This window comes from Flavobacterium sp. WC2430 (assembly GCF_040822075.1).
Lineage (GTDB): Bacteria > Bacteroidota > Bacteroidia > Flavobacteriales > Flavobacteriaceae > Flavobacterium.
Genome location: NZ_CP162007.1, coordinates 1,366,217 through 1,381,451, shown reverse-complemented (window position 1 = coordinate 1,381,451; position 15,235 = coordinate 1,366,217). Strand labels below are relative to the sequence as shown.

Sequence of the window (15,235 nt, the reverse complement as noted above, 5' to 3'; positions counted from 1 at the left end):
ATTATACTTTTTTTAAAATAATTTTTTCGTTTTGTTTGTCAAGTATTTTTTGAAAAAACTCTTTTAATGCTTGATAATAATCGGCTGCAACAATAGCTTTACTAATCTCAGATGTCATAATAATTTGCACTTTATTTCCTGTATTGGCAATAACATACTTAAAAGTTCCTATTCCGTCAACACCGGCAATATTCAAGCCTGTAGGAATGGTTTCTACCACATATCCTTCCGGAATTTCAAGCGTAATATTGTATTTACTTTGAACAGGAAAACCAAAATCAACAGGGTATTCTCTTGATTCTTGTTTAAAAGGATTCTCTTTGACTCCTAAAAATAAGGACGGAGTAATATAAATTTTATCATTGATTCTCTCAAAATCCTTAGTGTCTTTAAATGCATACGATTCTACAATAGGTTTTGATAAGTCTAAATCATTTTCTCTTGTATATTCATTGACTTCAATACTATTGTTATCACTCTCTAATTCTTCTAAATAAGTATCTTCTTTCGTTGCTGCATTTTTTTGTCGGAACGACAATGCTTCTTGATCCGTAAATTGTTTTCTTAACTTCCCTGATATAAAACCCTCTTTACTTACAACAGCATTCATATTCACCGTTTCCCTCGAAAGCGTTGTTGGAGTTAGGCTTACTTCTGTTGATGTACCATCTTTTCTAATTAAGCGACCAAACCAGTTTAAATCTCTTAGAGGAAGCACATTTGGCAATGAAAATTTTTCGGTAGCATCCAGTAAAACTAATCCACTAGGTGTTTCTATTGCTGCTATTACATAATCAAAAGCAGTTCTATTTGGAAAGATCGCAACTCCGTTAGAACGTGTACTCAACAATACTGGATTAGCAGTTAATCCAGCATAACGCAACATAGCGGTTAACATTAGGTTAATTTCGGCAATATTCCCCGTTTTATCTTTGTAGGCTTTTTTAACTCCGTCATTACAAGAATATCCATAATAATTATTCCATTTTACGTTAGCCTTAACAAAATTAAAAATGGCTGCCACTTTTTCTTCTGGTGTATTTAGACCTGCGATTACAGCATTGACATCATTTTCAAAGTAACCCGTTTTTTCCAATTCCAAACCAAAATCATCATAATCATAAATTGTTTTTGCCACTGCTTTCCAATCGGTGGATAACGATTTCAGTGGTTGATTTGGATATTTAATAAGAGAAAGTTCTTGAATTAAACTAGACGTATAATTTTCAATATTATTAACATACGCTTCCTCTTTCATTGCAGGCAAGTTTTCAGCTAAATAAGTGGTTCTCGTTTCTTCGTACGATAATTTACTTTGACTGTAATTACTGGCTTGTCCTTTCATTAATCCAGCACCTTCATCTCTTTCCATTGTAGAAAAAAGAACTGCTTTTGCCTTTTTTTCAGCTGTTACTTTTGGAAATATAAATCCTTTATAATTAACATTAAAAGTATAATATTCAGGAATAAAAGTACGATACTCCGAGTAATTGACTGGAATACTCGCTTGAAAACTCCAGTCTTTTGGACTGCCTACATAAGGCGTTTTTATAGTATATTCAAATTCAATTACTGAACCTTCTTGCACATTGGGCATAGATATTTTTTTTTGACCCCAATATCGATTTACAACCTCATCAAATTCACCGTCTTTACTCAGTTTTGTTTTTTCGATTTTTCCATCGACAAGATTATAGGTAATCGCATCTGAAAAGGTGACATTTTCTTTGGAACTATTGCCTATATAGTATCTTACTTTTTGATTAGCCCAATCATATCCTTCTTTCTTGTAAATCTTAATTCGTGTTTGCACCTCAGTAGTCATTACAAATCCGTTACTTTTGGAATAATCATAACTAGTTTTTCCTTTTTTAAATAATACAGCAGCAACAGCATCATTGTCTTTTGGATGTGCTTTTTCTTGTAGTTCTTCAATAGATACTTTTCCTAATTCGAAATTTTGGGCATTTGTTTTATAAAATAGAAAAACAAATAAAACAAGCAAGAAAGTTTTTTTTAGATGCATTTGTAATTAGATTTTTGTTAATATTATTTTTTCACTTTGTTTATCAATCATCCCTTGATAATAGGATTTAAGCATGGAATAATATTCTGAAGATACGATTGCTTCATTTATTTGATGCGTAATTGCTAACTGAATTGAAGTATCAGATGAAGTGGTCATAAATTTAAAACTTCCTAGGTTATCTTCCATTGTAATCACAGTTGGAGCTGGAAGCTGTTCTACTTTATATCCCTCAGGAATATTAATATTTATTGTATATTTTTCTAAAAAAGGAAATCCATAATCAATAGGATATTCTCTTACTTCTTGTTTAAAAGGATTTTTTAGATCCGTAAAAAACAACAAGGGTTTTACATAAATTTTCCCTCCAATAAGCTCACTCAGATTAGTTCCCGAAAAAGCATAGGTTTCCATTATTGGTAATTCAAGATTTGCTTCATTATTTCTAGAATATTCCTTTATTTCAATACTATTGCTTTTGTCTTCTAACTTCTCTAAATAAGCATCTTCAGTAACGCTATTAACATCGTCCCTAAAAACCATTGCATTATAATCTGTTTGTTGTTTTCTTAGTTTTCCTGTTATAAGTCCATTAGCATCAATAGAATAATTCATCATTACTGTAGTATTGGATACTGATTTAGGCATTAGATTCACTTCATCTGATGTTCCATCTTTTCTAACCAACCTGCCAATCCAGTTCAACGCTCTAAAAGGCAAAACATTTGGTGTTGAGAATTTATCTGAAGCATCAAGCAATATAACCCCAGTAGGAGTTTCAACAGCAGCGATAACATAATTAAAGGCCGTTCTATTGGGAAACATAGCAATTCCATTAGAACGGGTACTTACTAAAACTGGGTTGGCAGTCAATTTCGCATAGCGCAACATAGCGGTAAGCATTAGGTTAATTTCGGCTACATTTCCTGTTTTATCTTTATAGGCTTTTTTTACTCCGTCATTACAAGAATACCCGTAATAATCGTTCCATTTCACTTTGCTTTTCACAAAATTAAAAATGGCTGACACTTTCTCATCAGTAGTTGTTAAACCAGCAATAACACCCTTTAAATCATCCTCAAAATAGCCTGTTTTATTTAATTCAGGGCCAAAATCTTCATAATCATAGATGGTCTTTACAACTGATTTCCAATCTGTAGATAACATTTCTAAAGGTTTGTTTGGAGATTTAATCATTGACAATTCTAACGACACACTACTAATATAATTATCGACATTATTGACATAAACCTCTTCATTCACAGCAGCAAGATTCTTAGCCACATAGTTTGTATTCGTTTCTTGATAAAAAGTCTTTCTTTCCGAAAATTTGGTTCCTTGCCCAATAATTATTTCCTTGTCAACCATAACTATTTCTTTGTTCTTTTTGTCAGAAGTAATTGTTGGAGTTACAAACCCTTTAAAATGGGTTGAATAAGTATAATATTCTGGTATATAAGTTTTATATTCAGAATAATTCACCGGTATTCTTGACTGAAAATACCAATCTCTAAGGGAACCTACGTTTGGAGATTTAATAGTATATTGGTATTCTATTACTGAACCTACTTTTACATTAGGCATCGTAATTTTCTTTTTACTCCAATATCTATCAACAACTTCTTCAAATTCTCCTTCACTTTTTAGTTTTGTCTTTTCTATTTTTCCATCAACTAAATTATAAGTAATTGCATCTGAAAAAGTGACTTTTTCTTTAAAAGAGCTTCCCATTCTAAATATTACCTGTTGATTTGCCCAATCATAACCTTCCTTTTTATAGATTTTAACACGAACATCAACAGTAGTAACTACAGTAAAACCAGCGTCATTTGAATATTCAAAATTAGTTTCTCCTTTTTTGTATAAAATTGCAGCAACTGCAGCTGTATCCTTTGGATGATTTTTTTCTTGAAGTTCCGCAAGGGAAACTTTACCTAGCTTAAATTCTTGCGCATATAAGCTGGAAGAAAAAGAAACCATAAATAATAAAAGAGTGAATAGTTTAAATTTCATTAGATTAGATTAGATTTTAGTTAATATTATTTTGGCGTTGTCGTTTCTTGATACTTGCTCTATAAAGAGGCGGTATTCATCGTATTCTGTATTGGAATACAATCCTTTTTTTATAAATAAACTGCGTTTATATACTATCGTATTCGCATCTTTTTTAATAAATTCTGTTTTATATTCCCCAAATTTATTTTTCAATTCAAAATTAGTTGGCAAGAATTCAATAGCAAACTCCTTAGGTAAAGCAACGGTTATTTGGTCAATATCAGCAAAACCTCTTTGAATTTCAAATGGGTTTTTTCTGTTTCTTATCCTTTTTACACTTGTAGTGTATTGGTTATAAGCATTTATGGCAAACATCATTTTACCTGACAATAAATTACCATAGTTTGCTGCACTTATTTCTACCTTTTCAGCAAAACTGACACTTGACTTATCATTTAAAAAAGATAAGTTGTTGATTTTTAAATTATTAATAGTATTCCAATACTCTTTATAATGTTGTTCTTTTTCTGTTGGCTGAAGATTTTCTATTGGTTCTTTTTGACTGTATTGCGACCCTTTGGATACTATTTCAATTTTACCAGCCAAATCACCATTAGCAGCCAAAGAATAATTTCCTGAACTGATTTGGCTATTGTATTTATCGATGTATTTTTGAGTATGTACTATTTCCCCTCCATCTGGTTTTATAACAAGTACATCTCTATCGTCAGTAAAAGTTCCTTGAAACCCAAAAGGGGCATCTTGACTTGTACATTCGAGCCAAGTATAATCATCTCCATTTGGGATGGCTAAAATCATATGATTTCCTTGCATAGACACAAATTGTGATTCAATATCTTTCTTATGACTATCTCCATATAAAACGGTATTATAGGACGGCACGCCAACTGTTTCTAAAAGTGCTTTTGTATAATTAGTCAAAGCCTTACAATCTCCATATCCTAAACGATCAACATCATTGGCAAACATTGGTTTCCAACCTCCAATTCCTACTTGAATACTAACATACCTAGATTTTTTTTGAACATAATCATAAATCAATTGTGCTTTCTTTATTGGATCTGTTTCATCTCCTATTAATGTTTTCATCTTTTCTTTTGTTCCTTCAGGTAGACTAGTTGTTCCTGATAAAATATCGTCATAATACCATTGTCCGAATTCTTTCCAAGTCTTCGCTCTTCCATCAACATCTTCTAAATGAAAAACCTCTAAACCCATCATGACTTTTGGAAACAGAGAACTATAGGACGGACTGTAATCTTCATGCTTTTGAACTGGAATATTAATGGCTGTATAGGACAATTGTGTTGAAGTGTCTACTGTTTTTTGAATATTGAAATTCGCAAAATTAAATTCCATTTTTTTGAACCCAAGTTTATCAGGATAACTTACATTCAATACACTTTTCTCTACACTTACAAAAAAATTAGATATTGGATACCACTGCGGAATAAAAGCCGTTGTAGAGGTTTCCAGTTTGCTTTCATAAACAACTGTAAATGGATATTGCGTAGGAGTATAATCTAAATAAATATAACGGCTATCAGAGAATAAAGTGCTTCCTCCAGCCGCACTATTATCTTTAAAATCTTTTCTTTTTATTTTTTTTATTTCTTTGCCACTTCCATCATAAATAATAGCTTCGATATCTTTGACTGTTGTTTTTTTATCGTAATTCTCTACCGCATCAATCTCCGAAAGTCCTTTTTCATTTAAAACCGTAATTATTCTTATTGAATTGATAGTCATATCTCGTTGGGAAGCAATAACAATATCTATTTGATTCAAGCGAACAACAGCGTTAGCATTTTCTTTTAAACTATCAGCAATAAGTGAAGCAGAATAGTCTATTTTTTGGGAGTGCACCGTAAAAGTTGTAATAACTAAAACGGCTACCAAAATAAATTTTATTTTCATAGGTTTTTTTGAGAGTGTGAATAATTACCAAACAAGGAGGATCGGATAAAGTAAGAAAAAACTAAAAGAGAGTTTTTACTTTATGTTATGGGAATTTTAAGTATTCGTGGCTATCAAAAATAGAATAATTCTGACAATAAACAAATTCTACTCTCTGTTTTTACTATCTATGATTATGGTAACTGGTCCGTCATTTAAAAGACTCACTTTCATGTCGGCACCAAAGATTCCAGTTTGGATTTTTTTGCCTAACTCCAACTCCAATTGTTGAATGAAATTTTCATAAATCGGAATAGCAACCTCTGGTTTTGCTGCTTTAATATAGGATGGTCGATTGCCTTTTTTAGTTGCGGCATGAAGTGTAAATTGACTTACAACAATTACGTCTCCATTAATGTCTTGAATCGAGTGATTCATGACGTGGTTTTCATCATCAAAAATTCTGATTTTTGTAATCTTACCTACTAACCAAGTTAAATCCTCTTGCACATCGGCATCCTCAATACCTACCAAAATCAACAGCCCTTTTTGGATATCGGCTATTACTTTATGATCTACTGTAACAGAGGCGGAAGAAACTCTTTGAAGGACTACTTTCAAATTAATGGTGAATTATAAATTATTTTACTTTTTTAAACTGCTTCTAGCAAAGATTATTTCCTAGATTCATCACTTTCCATTCTATCTTCATTATAAATATCGGTACGATAATGCTCGTCATCTCCTTCTAAAATTTTAAGGTAACTATTGTATCTCGACCATGCAATTTCATCTTTTTCTAAGGCTTCTTTTACAGCACATTTTGGTTCGTCTTTATGCAAACAATTATTAAATTTACACTGATCTTTTAATTTGAAAAATTCAGGGAAATAACCACTGATCTCGGCTTTTTCCATATCAACCATTCCAAAACCTTTAATTCCTGGGGTGTCTATAATGCTTGCGCCAAAAGATAAATCATACATTTCTGCAAATGTAGTCGTATGTTGCCCTTGTTTACTGGCATCTGAAATTGTTTTAGTTTTTAAGTGCAAAGACGGTTCCATAGCATTCACCAACGTTGATTTCCCAACACCCGAATGTCCCGAGAACATACTTACTTTTCCAATCATCATTTCTTTCAAGGCATCGATTCCTTTCATTTCGGTAGATGAAACTCTAAGGCATTTATAACCTACTTCTTGATACACATGTTGCATATACAACTGTTCGTCAAGTGTTGGTTCGTCAAGAGTGTCTATCTTATTAAAAACCAAAATAGTTTCAATCCCATATGCTTCTGCCGTTACTAGAAAACGATCAATAAAATTAAAAGTCGTTGGAGGATTGTTTACCGTAACTAATAAAAAAACACGATCAATATTTGACGCAATAATATGCATCTGATGGGATAAGTTGACTGATTTACGTACAATATAATTCTTTCTTTCATGAATATTATGAATTGTTCCAGTAACCGTATCCGATGATTCTTCGAGTTCATAATCCACAACATCACCTACAGCAATTGGATTAGTGCTTTTAATTCCTTTGATACGGAATTTCCCTTTCATACGGCATTCTATAAAATCACCTTGTTCTGATTTTACAGTGTACCAACTTCCTGTAGATTTATATACGAGTCCTGTCATGTTGCAAAGGTAAAATTTTGTTTCAAGTTTAAAGTTTAAAGTTTAAAGTTTTTACTAGTGTCTACAAATAAAAAATCCCCACAACTTTAATTCAAAAGCTGTGGAGATTACTATTATAAAATCCTAATTTTAATTATGCATTAAGTACTTTGTCTTGATGACCAATACTTTCTTGGTGAATTGCTTTGAACATTCTAAGAATAAACTCTTCTGAAAGGCCTTTTTTCTCCCCTTCAAGAATCATTTTTCCTAGAATTTCGTTCCAACGTGTATTTTGTAAAACTGCCACATTCGAGTCTTTTTTCACTTGACCAATTTCATCAGCTACTTTCATTCTTTTTCCTAATAACTCTAATAAATTAGCGTCAAGAACATCAATGTTTGCTCTTAATTTTGTCATTTTATTAGCATATTCATCTGTATCTCCACTCACTTTTCTTACTCTCAAGTCTTTGAAAATTTGTTTCAAAGCGTCTGGCGTTACTTGTTGTGCAGCATCACTCCAAGCGTTGTCTGGATCGATATGAGTTTCAATGATCATACCATCATAATTTAGATCTAATGCTTCTTGAGTTACTTCAAGAATCATATCACGGTTACCAGTGATATGAGATGGATCAATGATTAATGGTAAATCAGGGAATTTATTTTGCAATTCAATCGCAATTTGCCATTCTGGAATGTTTCTGTATTTTGTTTTTTCGTACGTAGAAAATCCTCTGTGAATTACTCCAAGATTTTTAATTCCAGCAGCATATAAACGCTCTACACCACCTAACCACAAAGCCATATCTGGATTCACTGGGTTTTTGATCAATACAATTTTATCCGTTCCTTTTAAAGTATCAGCAATTTCTTGAACCGCAAACGGGTTTGCAGTTGTACGAGCACCAACCCACAAAACATCAATATCATGCTCCAAAGCTAATTTACAGTGTGCAGCTGTAGCTACTTCAGTTCCCATAAGTAAACCCGTCTCTGCTTTTGCTTTTTGTAACCATTTCAAACCAATTTCTCCCACACCTTCAAATCCTCCTGGACGAGTTCTTGGTTTCCATATACCTGCTCTAAAAACACTTACATCTGAATCTTTCAATTCATGAGCAATTTTTAATACTTGATCTTCTGTTTCAGCACTACAAGGTCCTGCAATCACAAATGGATGAGTTAAATTAAATTCATTCAACCAATTTCTCATTTCTTTCTTGTTTTCCATCTTTTCTAATTATTTATTTTATTATTTTTTTATGTGTTGTTCTTCTCTATTTTAATCTATCATTTGAATGTGAATTACTTCTTTACATTCATTCCGTTCAAAATTTCTTTTATTTTATTGACACTTTCCATTTCGTTAAAAATGGCATTGTATTCATCCTGCACTAACAAATCTTTAAACTGAGTCAAATTGGCAATATATCCTTCTAAAGCTTCCACCACTTCCAACTTGTTTTGCTTAAAAATGGGTGTCCACATCGCTGGCGAACTTTTTGCCAAACGCACTGTACTTTCAAAACCAGAACCCGCCATATCAAATATATCCTGCTCGTCTTTTTCTTTGTTTATTACTGTTTTTCCAAGCATAAAAGCACTAATGTGAGACAAATGCGACACATAAGCAATATGTTTGTCATGTGATTTTGGATCCATATAACGTATTCTCATTCCCATTGTTTTAAAAAGGGCTAATGCTTTCTCCTGCAATTTAAAAGCAGTACGTTCTACTTCACAAATTATATTAGTCTTCCCATTGAACAAATCATGTATTGCTGCCGATGGCCCTGAAAATTCGGTTCCTGCAATAGGATGTGTTGCAATAAAATTTCTTCTTTTAGGATGATTAGCTACCGCTTCACAAATAGGCGCTTTGGTAGAACCCACTTCAAAAACAATAGAATTTTCTCCTACAGCATCCAATACATTAGGCAATAGCGTTAAAGCGACATCCACTGGAACCGATACAATTACAAAATCAGCATTCGATAGATCTTCCAATTGAGCGGCTTCATCAATAACCCCTAAATCCAATGCTTGTTTCACATGACTTTCGTTATGATCGATACCATAAATAGTGGCTGATGGATCTATGGTTTTAATGTCTAACGCCATCGATCCTCCTATTAATCCTATTCCTATTATATAAACTTTCATTTAATTAAATCTATCAATTGCTTCCTGTACTTTTTCTTCCCCTACACATAATGCAAAACGAATATATCCTTCTCCGTTACTTCCAAAAATTGTTCCTGGTGCAATAAAGAGATGTTTCTCATGCAAAATTTGGTCTATAAATTTTTCAGCTGAAGTTATTCCTTCTGGCAATTTGGCCCAAACAAACAATCCAACACCTTCCTTATATACTTTACAGTTTAATTTCTCCGCTAATTGTTCTGTCAAAACACGACGTTTCTTGTAAATTTCATTCATCGAATCAAACCAGGCTTTATCACTTTTTAAAGCAGCTATAGCCCCTTTTTGAATTCCAAAAAACATACCGCTGTCCATGTTGCTTTTTACTTTCAAAACAGCATCAATACAAGCTGCATTCCCCAGAACCATTCCTACTCTCCATCCTGCCATATTGAACGTTTTACTCAAAGAATTTAGCTCTAATGCTACGTCCTTCGCGCCTTCCACTTGTAACAAACTCATTGGCTTATCATTCAAAACAAAACTATATGGATTGTCATTGATTAATAAAATAGTATGTTTTTTGGCGAAAGCCACTAACTTTTCAAATAACTCCAAACTACCTCTCGCTCCTGTTGGCATATGTGGATAACCAATCCACATAATTTTAACTTTAGATAAATCTAATTTTTCTAAAGCGTCAAAATCAGGTTCCCAATTGGTACTTTCTTTTAAATCATAATAAACGGGAACAGCACCCACTAAATTAGTTACTGAAGTATAAGTAGGATATCCTGGATTTGGTATTAATACTTGATCTCCTTCATTTAAGAAAGCCAATGAAATATGCATAATACCTTCCTTAGAACCCATCAAAGGCAAAACTTCCGTATTGGGATTCAAATCCACATTATAGTTGTTTTTATAAAAATCAACCATTCCATTTCTCAATTCCGGTAATCCTTGATAACTTTGATAACCATGAGCATTTTCCTCTTTCACGGCAAGAACCACTGCATCAATAACTTCTTGTGAAGGTTGCAAATCCGGACTTCCAATTCCCATATTTATTATTGGATTCCCTTCGGATGCCAATTGTCTTACTTCTCTCAATTTAGAGGAGAAATAGTATTCTTCAATGATATCTAATCTTTTTGCTGTTGTAATCATTACTATTTTTTAAATTCTTTTGACCTTGATGAGTTTATAACTTTTGACTAATTATGGCTTTGTATTTTTATATTCGCCCAAAACTTTAAAATACTCTGCCATTATTTCTAATAACGATTTTGCTTTTTCGTAATCTGCATATTTTTCAAAAGTTACATCCACAAAAAAGGAATATTTCCAAGGTGTTTCAATTTTTGGCAAGGATTGAATTTTGGTCAAATTCATTTTGCAATCACTCATTACATTAAGTACAGCTGCTAAACTCCCTCTTTTATGATCCAATTCAAATTTCAAAGACGCTCTGTTAATATCTTCCTTTGCTACAAATGCATTCTCTTTTTTAATTATAACAAAACGAGTCATGTTATTTTTAATCGTTTGAATTTCTGGTGCCAGAATTTCTAAATCATACATAATCGAAGCCGTTTTACTGGCAATTGCAGCGATTCCTTTTAATTGTTTCTCCTGAATTCTACGAGCTGTTTCGGCTGTATCTTTATCTTCAACTAATTTTATATTAGGATATTTTTTTAAAAAATCCATACACTGTAATAATGCCATTGGATGAGAATGTACTTCAACAATATCTTCCAATTTTTGTCCCTTAAGCGCCATCAAATTTTGATGAATACTTAAATAATGTTCTCCAATGATGTGCAAATTATTCTTATCAATCAACGCATAATTAGGAATAATAGGCCCCGCGATTGAATTTTCAATGGCCATAACTGCCTGCTCCGATTTTCCTGACAATAGACTGTCCACTAATTCTTCAAATGACAGACACTCGTCTACTGCTATATTTTGCTCAAAATATTCTTGTACCACTTGATGGTGAAAAGAACCTAGTATCCCTTGAATTGCAATTTTTGTTCCCATTTATTCCAAAAAAAAATCCTGATTTTCATCAGGATTGTATATTATTTTTATTTGTTTCTTTTATTTCAAATAACCATAGCACAATCCTTACTTCCTATAAAAGAAGAAATAAGTGTTGCTAAAATAAAAACGGTTAATAGTTGACATTTTGATGTTTTTTTCAATGTTATCAATGCAAATGTATAAACATATTCAATACAAACACATAAAAAAATATGATTTTATCTAACAAAAAACGAATTCTTTGTGAAAGCGACTTTTGATTACCAAATACTTAAAAAAATAGGTTTTAATCCATTGCTTTTTAAATATTTGAAAAGTGCTTTGGGTTAAATTTATGACTAATAAATCAGTTTAGCGAGCTAATTTTACTGAAAGCCATTCTTTTCCTTCTGAAATACGCGTGATTAACATGGCCGAGACAACATCTCCATTCGCATTTAGCAAAGTTGCCATGGGATCAACTAATGTTCCTACAATCATGGCTGCAGGTAAAGCTTGTTCCATTGGAAAACCATAAATAGTTATTGCTAGAATCTCACCAATATATCCCCCATTAGGAATTCCTCCTTCAACTACCGAAACGATAACCGTAATCCCTAATGCTAAAAGTAAGGTATTGGGATCTGTAAAATCTTTACCAAACATGGCAAAAATTACAGCAATTTTTATAATAGATGACATACTTGATCCATCTTTATGCAAAGGAGCTCCTAATGGAATTGCAATATTACGGATATGAGAAGGAACATTCATTTTCTCTGTTGCCTCCAGATTTGCTGGAATTGTTGCAATACTACTGCAAGTTCCCAAAGCTGTTAAGGAAGGTGCAATATTATTACTCCAAAACACTTTCAATCCGTTATTTCCTCCTGCAAGGAAAGCATACAAACTAAAGAACACCACAAAGTAGAATCCACATACTGCATAATAAAGTCCTAATGGCTTAGCATAGGCTCCAAATAACTGCGGTCCAAAAATCCCTACTTGATACGCAAAATAAGCACCCAAACCTACCGGTGCCGTTTTCATAATCAAGTGTAGTAATTGTTTCATTACCTCGTTTCCTGAATTTAGGAACCCTCTAAAACTTTCTCCTTTCTCTCCCGAACGTAAACTGGCAAAACCTATTAAAAAGGAGAAAATGATTAAAGCCAACATGCTTTTTCTAGAAAGCAATTCGTAAAAATCATTGGCAGTCAGTAATTGAGTGATTTGTGATCCAGGACTAGCAGTTTGCATACTCTCCAATGGAATTTTGGAAATGATAATATCTTGATGAATTGGAAAAAGCAAAACACCTATTATCATAATTATAGCCGATACCAATACCGTACTTAAAAATACTCCAATAACGACTACAAATAACTTTCCTAATTTTTCTGATTTTTCTAAACTGGCAATTGACGACGCTATCGTAAAGAAAATCAATGGAATAATAGCCGTAAAAAGTAAATTTAGAAATATATCACCAAGTGGCTTAATCACTTCTACATCTTTCCCAAAAACCAATCCTAATATACTTCCTGCAGTTATACCACATAATAACCATATAATACCACTATAGGTTTTAAACAAACTCTTACTTTCTTCCATTTTTAGATTTGCTTTTTACAATTTTTTATAAATATATCATTCTATTTCTCAAATACCAATAATTAAAGATTAAGTAGTAATCCCTTTTTGATATTGTCTAATAAAAACAATAAATCAATCTTTTTCTTTTTACTTTTGCTACAAATAATTCATCATGTCAATAGCAGTAAATAATATCTCTAAAAGTTATGGTGCCCAAAAAGCACTTGACAACGTTTCATTTTCTATTAACAAAGGAGAAATTGTAGGTTTTCTGGGCCCTAATGGTGCTGGAAAATCAACTTTAATGAAAATATTGACGACCTATATCAATGCCGATGAAGGTACTGCGCAAGTGAATGGGAACGATGTAAACTCAAATCAAAAAGCAGTGCAGCTTTCTATAGGTTATTTACCAGAACACAATCCTTTATATCTGGATTTGTATGTTAGAGAATATCTTGCCTTTAATGCGGAAGTCTATAAAGTTGCTAAATCCCGAATCGAAGAAGTAATTCAATTAACTGGTTTAAGCACTGAAAGTCATAAAAAAATAGGACAATTATCCAAAGGTTTCCGTCAACGTGTTGGCCTTGCCAATGCTTTATTGCACAATCCAGATGTTTTAATTCTGGATGAACCTACAACAGGTTTAGATCCAAATCAATTGATCGAAATTCGTAATGTGATTAAAAACGTAGGAAAAGATAAAACTGTTTTCCTTTCCACACACATCATGCAAGAAGTGGAAGCACTTTGTGATCGTGTCATTATCATCAATAATGGTAAGATTGTAGCCGACAAAAAACTAGATAACTTAATTTCCGAAGACAAGGAACAAGTAATCGAAGTTGAATTCGATTATAAAATCGAAGAACAAGTGATTGCTAAAATCGAAAACATATCTTCTTATAAAAATACTCATGATATGATTTGGGAACTAACTTTTAAAACGGACAAAGACATGCGCCCTATAGTTTTTGATTTTGCTACAGCAAATGGTTTAAAAACATTACAATTGAATCAGAAAAATAAAAATCTAGAAGCCATATTTAGAGAAATCACAAACTAAGTTCCCATAAGAAATCTTATTACCAGAAATAAAAAGCTCGTTTAAAATTATTTTAAACGAGCTTTTTTAAAGATACTAAATATGATTTATGATTTTGGCAAAGGATCTCCAACCGCTACATCACAACGATGTCCCTCTTTTCCGTGTGCAGGATTTATACCTGCAGGTGTTTCCGTATCGGCGGTAGCAGTTGACAATAAAGTGGGCACTGGTTGCTGAACTGTATATTGTTGTGAAGCTTGAGTTGAATTTGAGCTTGTAGCGGTTGCGGTTGTTGAAGACGAATTTAACGGAGCACCAACAGCAATATCGCAACGATGATTTTTCTCTCCATGTGGTGGATTCATCCCTTTTGCAGTGACAGTTTTGGCTGGACTATTTTGTGTGGGGCCCATTGGAGTAGATTGTCCATTTGTAGGTTGTACCGCAACACTTTCATTTACTGGTGAATTAAATGGTGCTCCAACAGCAATATCACAATGATGATTGGGTTGTCCATGTGCTGGATTAATTCCTGCTGCAACTGAACTTGCTGTTCCATTATTATTTTCATGAAACAAGTTATGATTTTTAGGTACTATCGGTACCGATTGGCTTTGTAATCCTGAAGCTGCTTGTTGCGTAAAAGGTACAACTAACCTTGGGTCACCTTGTTCTTGCGCAACATCATTATTTTTACAAGAAATAATTAGTATCGCAACTGCAAGAAGGGAATAATTAAAATATCTCATACTAAAATCATTAAGAGCTGATAATCAAATATAAGAATTTAAAAACTCGTAAGCAAGCTCTAGAATAACTTCTCATTTGACCACTTTAATT

The 15,235-nt window shown here is 32.8% G+C and carries 12 protein-coding genes; 1 reads left to right on the top strand and 11 read right to left on the bottom strand.

Going from position 1 to position 15,235, the window contains the following annotated elements; genetic code table 11:
* Position 1: 1 nt before the first annotated feature.
* The 10 genes from AB3G36_RS05940 to AB3G36_RS05895 all read right to left on the bottom strand — a co-directional run bounded on the left by AB3G36_RS05940 (position 2) and on the right by AB3G36_RS05895 (position 13,362).
* The gene (locus AB3G36_RS05940; RefSeq protein ID WP_367756971.1) at positions 2 to 2,026 is read right to left on the bottom strand and encodes a DUF3857 domain-containing protein; all 2,025 of its coding nucleotides are present in this window, start codon (positions 2,024 to 2,026) and stop codon (positions 2 to 4) included.
* A 6-nt stretch (positions 2,027 to 2,032) separates the two neighbouring features.
* Positions 2,033 to 4,039, bottom strand: a complete 2,007-nt coding sequence (locus tag AB3G36_RS05935; RefSeq protein ID WP_367756969.1) for a DUF3857 domain-containing protein — start codon at positions 4,037 to 4,039, stop codon at positions 2,033 to 2,035.
* Positions 4,040 to 4,048: 9 nt separating this feature from the next.
* Positions 4,049 to 5,959, bottom strand: a complete 1,911-nt coding sequence (locus AB3G36_RS05930; protein WP_367756967.1) for a DUF3857 domain-containing protein — start codon at positions 5,957 to 5,959, stop codon at positions 4,049 to 4,051.
* A gap of 147 nt (positions 5,960 to 6,106) precedes the next feature.
* Complete coding sequence (gene dtd, locus AB3G36_RS05925) at positions 6,107 to 6,559, bottom strand: D-aminoacyl-tRNA deacylase (RefSeq protein ID WP_367756965.1); 453 nt, start codon at positions 6,557 to 6,559, stop codon at positions 6,107 to 6,109.
* 53 nt (positions 6,560 to 6,612) lie between these two features.
* The gene (gene rsgA / locus AB3G36_RS05920) at positions 6,613 to 7,590 is read right to left on the bottom strand and encodes a ribosome small subunit-dependent GTPase A (protein ID WP_367756963.1); all 978 of its coding nucleotides are present in this window, start codon (positions 7,588 to 7,590) and stop codon (positions 6,613 to 6,615) included.
* 133 nt (positions 7,591 to 7,723) lie between these two features.
* A complete protein-coding gene (locus AB3G36_RS05915; protein ID WP_367756961.1) occupies positions 7,724 to 8,806 on the bottom strand; it encodes a chorismate mutase in 1,083 nt (360 codons plus the stop codon).
* Between the two features lie 74 nt (positions 8,807 to 8,880).
* Positions 8,881 to 9,738 carry a prephenate dehydrogenase gene (locus AB3G36_RS05910; RefSeq protein WP_367756959.1) on the bottom strand — a complete coding sequence of 286 codons (858 nt, stop codon included), beginning with the start codon at positions 9,736 to 9,738 and terminating at the stop codon, positions 8,881 to 8,883.
* The gene (locus AB3G36_RS05905; protein ID WP_367756957.1) at positions 9,739 to 10,887 is read right to left on the bottom strand and encodes a pyridoxal phosphate-dependent aminotransferase; all 1,149 of its coding nucleotides are present in this window, start codon (positions 10,885 to 10,887) and stop codon (positions 9,739 to 9,741) included.
* 51 nt (positions 10,888 to 10,938) lie between these two features.
* On the bottom strand, positions 10,939 to 11,766 hold the full coding sequence (locus tag AB3G36_RS05900) for a prephenate dehydratase (RefSeq protein WP_367756955.1): 828 nt from the start codon (positions 11,764 to 11,766) through the stop codon (positions 10,939 to 10,941).
* A gap of 354 nt (positions 11,767 to 12,120) precedes the next feature.
* On the bottom strand, positions 12,121 to 13,362 hold the full coding sequence (locus AB3G36_RS05895; protein ID WP_367756953.1) for a dicarboxylate/amino acid:cation symporter: 1,242 nt from the start codon (positions 13,360 to 13,362) through the stop codon (positions 12,121 to 12,123).
* Positions 13,363 to 13,516: 154 nt separating this feature from the next.
* Between AB3G36_RS05895 and gldA the strand changes: the two genes are divergently transcribed.
* Positions 13,517 to 14,413 carry a gliding motility-associated ABC transporter ATP-binding subunit GldA gene (gene gldA, locus AB3G36_RS05890; protein WP_367756951.1) on the top strand — a complete coding sequence of 299 codons (897 nt, stop codon included), beginning with the start codon at positions 13,517 to 13,519 and terminating at the stop codon, positions 14,411 to 14,413.
* Between the two features lie 86 nt (positions 14,414 to 14,499).
* Here gldA and AB3G36_RS05885 read toward each other — a convergent pair whose 3' ends face one another.
* Entirely contained in the window at positions 14,500 to 15,144 is a 645-nt protein-coding gene (locus AB3G36_RS05885) for a hypothetical protein (RefSeq protein ID WP_367756949.1), read from the bottom strand.
* Between the last annotated feature and the right edge of the window lie 91 nt (positions 15,145 to 15,235).

Coding starts and splice junctions, on each gene's coding strand:
- AB3G36_RS05935 (WP_367756969.1), bottom strand. CDS start 4,039: ATGAAATTTAAACTATTCACTCTTTTATTATTTATGGTTTCTTTTTCT.
- AB3G36_RS05940 (WP_367756971.1), bottom strand. CDS start 2,026: ATGCATCTAAAAAAAACTTTCTTGCTTGTTTTATTTGTTTTTCTATTT.
- AB3G36_RS05910 (WP_367756959.1), bottom strand. CDS start 9,738: ATGAAAGTTTATATAATAGGAATAGGATTAATAGGAGGATCGATGGCG.
- AB3G36_RS05885 (WP_367756949.1), bottom strand. CDS start 15,144: ATGAGATATTTTAATTATTCCCTTCTTGCAGTTGCGATACTAATTATT.
- AB3G36_RS05915 (WP_367756961.1), bottom strand. CDS start 8,806: ATGGAAAACAAGAAAGAAATGAGAAATTGGTTGAATGAATTTAATTTA.
- AB3G36_RS05895 (WP_367756953.1), bottom strand. CDS start 13,362: ATGGAAGAAAGTAAGAGTTTGTTTAAAACCTATAGTGGTATTATATGG.
- rsgA (WP_367756963.1), bottom strand. CDS start 7,590: ATGACAGGACTCGTATATAAATCTACAGGAAGTTGGTACACTGTAAAA.
- AB3G36_RS05900 (WP_367756955.1), bottom strand. CDS start 11,766: ATGGGAACAAAAATTGCAATTCAAGGGATACTAGGTTCTTTTCACCAT.
- AB3G36_RS05905 (WP_367756957.1), bottom strand. CDS start 10,887: ATGATTACAACAGCAAAAAGATTAGATATCATTGAAGAATACTATTTC.
- gldA (WP_367756951.1), top strand. CDS start 13,517: ATGTCAATAGCAGTAAATAATATCTCTAAAAGTTATGGTGCCCAAAAA.
- AB3G36_RS05930 (WP_367756967.1), bottom strand. CDS start 5,959: ATGAAAATAAAATTTATTTTGGTAGCCGTTTTAGTTATTACAACTTTT.